At 70.8% G+C, this 5,818-nt stretch carries 4 protein-coding genes; 3 read left to right on the top strand and 1 reads right to left on the bottom strand.

What is annotated here, in order from left to right:
- The coding region (locus tag D7V93_RS36325; RefSeq protein WP_120647718.1) for a DUF938 domain-containing protein at window positions 1-354 on the bottom strand (354 nt) is incomplete at its 3' end.
- 223 nt (window positions 355-577) lie between these two features.
- Between D7V93_RS36325 and D7V93_RS36320 the strand changes: the two genes are divergently transcribed.
- The 3 genes from D7V93_RS36320 to D7V93_RS36310 all read left to right on the top strand — a co-directional run bounded on the left by D7V93_RS36320 (window position 578) and on the right by D7V93_RS36310 (window position 5,635).
- Window positions 578-2,230 carry a cell wall anchor protein gene (locus D7V93_RS36320; RefSeq protein ID WP_279636981.1) on the top strand — a complete coding sequence of 551 codons (1,653 nt, stop codon included), beginning with the start codon at window positions 578-580 and terminating at the stop codon, window positions 2,228-2,230.
- 130 nt (window positions 2,231-2,360) lie between these two features.
- Window positions 2,361-4,313 carry an FG-GAP-like repeat-containing protein gene (locus D7V93_RS36315; protein WP_120647716.1) on the top strand — a complete coding sequence of 651 codons (1,953 nt, stop codon included), beginning with the start codon at window positions 2,361-2,363 and terminating at the stop codon, window positions 4,311-4,313.
- Between the two features lie 29 nt (window positions 4,314-4,342).
- Window positions 4,343-5,635, top strand: a complete 1,293-nt coding sequence (locus D7V93_RS36310) for a metal-dependent hydrolase family protein (protein ID WP_120647715.1) — start codon at window positions 4,343-4,345, stop codon at window positions 5,633-5,635.
- Window positions 5,636-5,818: the final 183 nt, after the last annotated feature.

Here is a 5,818-nt window from a genome sequence, read left to right as displayed (position 1 = left end):
CCCCCGCATCAGCCCCTGACAGGCCGCCCACGGGGCGATGTGGATCATGTTCACGCAGAGCATGGCGTCCGCGTGCTCCACCGGCCACGCGTCGGAGCTCGCGTCCAGCACGCGCGCGGGCAGCAGGTTGGGCGTGCCTTCCGCCGCGCGCCACGCGTCGATGCTCTCCAGCGCCCCGGCGTCTCCATCCGTCGGCTGCCAGGACAGCCCCGGGAACGCCCGCGCGAAGAAGGCCGCGTGCTGGCCGGTGCCGCTCGCCACCTCCAACAACACGCCCGAAGAGGGCAGCACTTCGCGGAGGACGGCGAGGAGCGGTTCGCGGTTGCGCTCGGTGGCGGGGGCATGGCGCATCATGCCCGCCGGTCTTCCACACCCGCGCGCGCGAGGGAAGCCCGCCCAGCGGACAGGCAGCCCACCTGGAAGGGCTTCTCGCGGAAGTTTGCACCCACGGGCGACACGAACCGACGACGTGCGGGAATTCCGCAACACTCCTTCGCCCTTTCCGACAACTTCCTGCGAAAGCGAGAACGCATCCGGTTCTCGTGGACGTTCGCCTCGCATCACCATCCAGGCTGGAGTGACCTTGAAGTTCTTCAATCGCAATGTTTCACGCATGCTGTGCTCGGTGTCGCTGCTCGCGTTCGCGGGCTGCGGGCCGCTGGACACGGACACCTCTTCCCCTTCCGAGCAGGACGGCGTCTCCGCCGGGGTCGGCGCGACGCAGCAGGCGGTGTCCAACATCGCCTACCGGAGCAGCAGCAGCGCGACCGGCAAGAGCATCACCTCGCTGACCATCACGAAGCCCGCGGGCACGGTGGCGGGCGACGTGCTGCTGGCGCGCATCATCAACCGCAACGTCGTGGCCGCGGTGGCGACGGCGCCCGCGGGCTGGACGCTGCTGCGCTCGGACCAGAGCGCGTCGCAGATCAAGGCGTGGGTCTTCTACAAGGTCGCGACCGCGTCCGAGCCCGCCAGCTACGCGTTCAACCTGGACCTGGCCAGCTACATGGCCGGCACCCTCTCCGCGTTCTCCGGCGCGGACCCCACGAACCCCATCGACGCGCAGGCCGGCCAGAAGAACGGCACCACGGCCAGCTTCATCACGCCCGCGCTCACCACCAGCACGTCCAACGGCGTCGCGGTGTGGTTCGGTTCGCAGATCTGGACGGGCGCCGCGTGCCCCACGAGCCCCATCGTGCCGCCCACGGGCTTCGCAGAGCCGCTCGACACCTGCCTCCTGTCCTCGTCCACGGGCCTGCTCTTCAACGTGGCCCACATGGACCTGGGCGTCGCGGGCGCGCAGGGCGCGTTCAACGGCTCGTCGCCCTACGCGGAGACGAACATCGCGCAGGTCGTCGCCCTGCGCGCGGCGGGCGCGACCGCGTCCTGCTCCGCGGGTGACACCTTCGCCACCACGTACACCACCCAGGGCACCGTGGCGTCCCCCGCCATCGTGGAGCCGTCGGGCCTGGCGATGAGCCGCCTGACGCCGGGCGTCCTCTACGTGCACAACGAGGACACCACCGCCATCGTCGCCATCAGCACCACCGACGCGAGCACGCTGGGCACCTTCAACGTGTCCAACGTGACGCCCGCGGACTGGGAGGACGTCGCCTCCGGGCCGTGCCCCACCGGCCAGTGCATCTACATGGGTGACATCGGCCGGGCGAGCGCCAACTTCCCCACGCCGCCGTCCACCTTCGCCGTCTACCGCATCCCGGAGCCCAACATCGGCGCGGGCCAGACGAGCGGCAACCTCACCGCGACCGCCTTCCCGTTCCAGTACCCGGACACGCCCAAGGACGCGGAGACCATCATGGTCCACCCCACCACGGGCGACATCTACATCATCACCAAGTCCTACGCGGGCGCGAGCAAGGTCTACAAGTTCCCCCAGCCGCTGCCGGCGCCGGGCACCATGACCACGCTCGTCTTCGTGGCCAACATCCAGCTGCCCACCACCACGGACACCAACTACGGCGCCGCCACGTCGGGCAACATCCACCCGTGCGCGAACCGCTTCCTGCTGCGCACGTACCGCAGGGTGTATGAGTTCCGCGCGGCCCCGGGCGCCGCCTTCGAGACCGCCTTCGCCGCCACCCCCGTCGCCCTGACGGACACGGTGGAGGGCCAGGGTGAGGCCATCGAGTACGACTCCACCGGCACGGCCTATTACACGATGAGCGAGGCCCCCTCGCCCTTCAAGCTCAAGCGCGTCGTGCGCCAGTAGCGCCAATCGCAGTCACCCCGGCCGCGCCCGGCCTCCACGCCGGGCGCGGCCTCCGCGCGTGAAACATCCAGAATCGCTCCACGAGAAATGAATTAATGCTCTTTCTCGTTTTACATGTATAATCGCAGTCATGCGATTCTTCCGAACCGGCTTCGCGCTGTCCTCGCTCCTGGCGTCCCTGGTGGGTGGCTGCGGTCCCCAGGAGGTCGCGCCGGGCGGCGACCTGCCCTCCAGCGATGCGCTGCTGGGAGAGGCCCGCGCCGCGGCGACGACGGGGCACCAGGCGTTCCGGGTGATGACGTACAACGTGCGGGGGCCGCTGGACACGGGCGTGCTCGCCTGGCCCAACCGCAAGGCGGCGGTCCTCCAGCGCATCCTCGCGAACAACGCGGACGTCGTGGGCGTGCAGGAGGCGCAGGCCCCGGCGGGCGGGCCCAGCATCCCGGCGGACCTCATCGCGGGCCTGACGGGCACCGACAAGCCCTATGGCGTCTACAACCCGGGCGGCGGCAGCCCGAAGCTCATCTTCTTCAAGAAGAGCCGCTTCGAGATCGCCACCGAGGTGGGCTACGGCAACGAGCCGCTGGTGAACCCCTACGCCTCCGGCACGACGTGCTTCAGCCACGCGGAGGGCAAGAAGATTTCCTGGGTGGGCCTGCGCGACCTGACGTCGGGCCAGGTGTACTTCGTGGCGAACACGCACTTCGCCTACGCGGCGGCGTGTTCGCTGGGCCGGGTGAAGGAGGCGGCGCAGATGGCGGCGTTCCTCGCCACGAAGCCCGCCGGGCTGCCCGTCATCGCGATGGGGGACTTCAACTCGGATGCGCAGAGCACGTCCACGCCGGGGGAGAGCACCATCGAGGACCTGGAGGCGGGGGCGAAGCTGTTCCGCACGGCGCGCTTCGACGGCACGACGGGCGAGGACGACGCCACCTTCAACAACGCGTGGGATGGCACGCCGTCCACGAACTACGCGCGGCTGGACTACATCTTCCACAACGGGGGTGCGCTCACGTCGTCGGCGCCCGCCATCGACCGGACGGAGAGCGGCGGCAACACGCCGTCGGACCACTTCGCGGTGCTCGCCACCATCCGCCCTGCCCTCTTCTCCGCCGGCTCCACCTTCTCTCCGACGCCGAGCGGCACGTCCACGGCCACGCAGGTGTTCTTCGCGGACGTCACCGGGGATGGGTGCGCGGATCGCATCTCCTGGAACGCGACCGCGGGTGAAGGGGAGACATGGGTGGCGAAGTCGAAGTGTGACGGGAGCTTCGCCGCGGCGGTGAAGAACGAGGGGGCGTTCAGCGCGGTGTCCACGACGCGCTTCTCCTTCGCGGACGTCACCGGGGATGGGTGCGCGGACAAGGTCCTCTGGCGGCCCACGCTGGGAGACGGCGAGGTGCGCATCTACCCGGCGAAGTGCGACGGCACCTTCGGCGACCGCGTGTCCGTGTTCCAGGCGGCGAGCCAGAGCGAGTCCACGCGGCTGTCCTTCGCGGACGTCACCGGAGATGGGTGCGCGGACCTGCTGCGCTGGAACCCGAAGGAGCGGGCCGGCGCCTTCGAGACCTTCGTAGCGAAGTGCGCCGGGACACCGGCCTTCGGCGCGGCGGTGCAGAGCACGACGGGAGCGAACACGAGCGAGGGCACGCGCGTGTACTTCGCGGACGTGGACGGAGACGGCAAGGCGGACCGCATCCTGTGGAACCCGGACCAGGACGGGGGCCGCACGCGCGTGTACCGCGCCACGGGCGCGGGGGCCTTCACGTTCGCGTTCGCGCACGACGCGGGCACCAGCGGCGTGGACACGACGCGCTTCTACTTCGCGGACGTGGACGGAGACGGCAAGGCGGACAAGGTCTTCTGGCGTCCCACGTTCCGTCAGGGCCGGATGCAGCTCTACCCGAGCACCGGCGCGAACTTCGCGGGCAGCCCGGTGATGGACAACACCGGCTACAGCGGCTCGGAGAACACCTCCTTCGCCTTCGCGGACATCGACGGCCGGGGCGGCGCGGACAAGGTGTACTGGAACCCCAACAGCTACGACGGCGACACCAAGGTGTTCCGCGCCCTGGCGCAGTAAGGGTTGCACCGCGCAGACTGCCTCCCGACATGCGCGCCCCCTTCTTCGCCACCGTCCTGTTCGCCCTCCTCGTCTCCGCGTCCGTCCGGGCCCAGGCGCCCGCGGCCGGGCCGGCCCGCTCGTACCTGCTGCGGCCGGCGCGCGTCTTCGACGGCACCACTCCCAAGCCGCATGCGGGCTGGGCGGTGCTCGTCACCGGGGAGCGCATCGTCGCGGCGGGTCCTGCCCAGGGCTTGAAGGCGCCGGAGGGCACGGAGGTCATCGACCTGCCGGGCACCACGCTGCTGCCAGGGCTCATCGAGGGCCACTCGCACCTGTTCCTGCACCCGTACAACGAGGCGCCCTGGAACGACCAGGTGCTCAAGGAGTCCCTGGCCCTGCGCGTCGCTCGGGCCACGAACCACGCGAAGGCGTCCCTCCTCGCGGGCTTCACCACCACGCGCGACCTGGGCACCGAGGGCGCGGGCGACGCGGACGTGGGCCTCAAGCAGGCCATCGACCAGGGCATCATCCCGGGCCCTCGCATGGTCGTCACCACGCGCGCGCTGGTCGCCACCGGCAGCTACGGCCCCAAGGGCCTCGCCTCGGAATGGACCGTGCCCCAGGGCGCGGAGGAGGCGGACGGCGTGGACGGGCTGATGCGCGCGGTGCGCGGCCAGATGGGGCGCGGCGCGGACTGGATCAAGGTCTACGGCGACTACCGCTGGGGCCCGCGTGGCGAGGCGCTGCCCACCTTCTCACTGGAGGAGATGCGCCTCATCGTGGAGACCGCGAGGAGTGGAGGGCGCCCCGTCGCGGTGCACGCCAGCACGCCCGAAGGCATGAGGCGCGCGGTGCTGGCCGGCGCGGAGAGCATCGAGCACGGCGATGACGGCACGCCCGAGGTCTGGAAGCTGATGGCGCAGCGCAAGGTGTTCCTGTGCCCCACCCTGGCCGCGGGCGACGCGATGCTCCAGTACCGGGGCTGGAAGCGGGGCGTGGATCCGGAGCCGGCGTCCCTCCAGAAGAAGCGCGCGGGCCTCAAGGCCGCCCTGGCGGCGGGGGTGCCCCTGTGCTTCGGCGGGGACTCGGGCGTCTTCACGCACGGGGAGAACGCGCGGGAGCTGGAGCTGCTCGTGGCCAGCGGCGTGACGCCCGCGCAGGCGCTCCAGGCGGCCACCTCCGGCAACGCGCGCATGCTGCACTGGGAGGACCGCATCGGGCAGGTGAAGCCGGGGCTCCTCGCGGACCTCGTCGCCGTGGAGGGCGACCCCACCCAGGACATCTCCGCGGTGCGTCAAGTGCGCCTGGTGATGAAGGGCGGCACGCTGTACCGACGCTGAGGGCTCCCCGCCCAACGCCGCAACTCCTGAAGTCCGGGAGCGACAATCCAAGAAAACAAGCCTCCACCCATCGCTCACGCCGGGCCCGGACGTGTCCATCCTGGGCCCTGGGGTCCCCATGTCCCGCATCCCCTCGCCGAACGTCACGCCCCCGCGCGTCACGCGCACCGATGGCCCCAGGCC

The organism is Corallococcus llansteffanensis (assembly GCF_003612055.1).
Classification (GTDB): Bacteria; Myxococcota; Myxococcia; order Myxococcales; family Myxococcaceae; genus Corallococcus; species Corallococcus llansteffanensis.
This window is presented reverse-complemented; position numbering and strand designations above follow the sequence as displayed.

Bases quoted from the DNA above. Each gene is read 5' to 3' on its own strand.
- D7V93_RS36315 (WP_120647716.1), top strand. From the start codon at position 2,361: ATGCGATTCTTCCGAACCGGCTTCGCGCTGTCCTCGCTCCTGGCGTCC.
- D7V93_RS36310 (WP_120647715.1), top strand. From the start codon at position 4,343: ATGCGCGCCCCCTTCTTCGCCACCGTCCTGTTCGCCCTCCTCGTCTCC.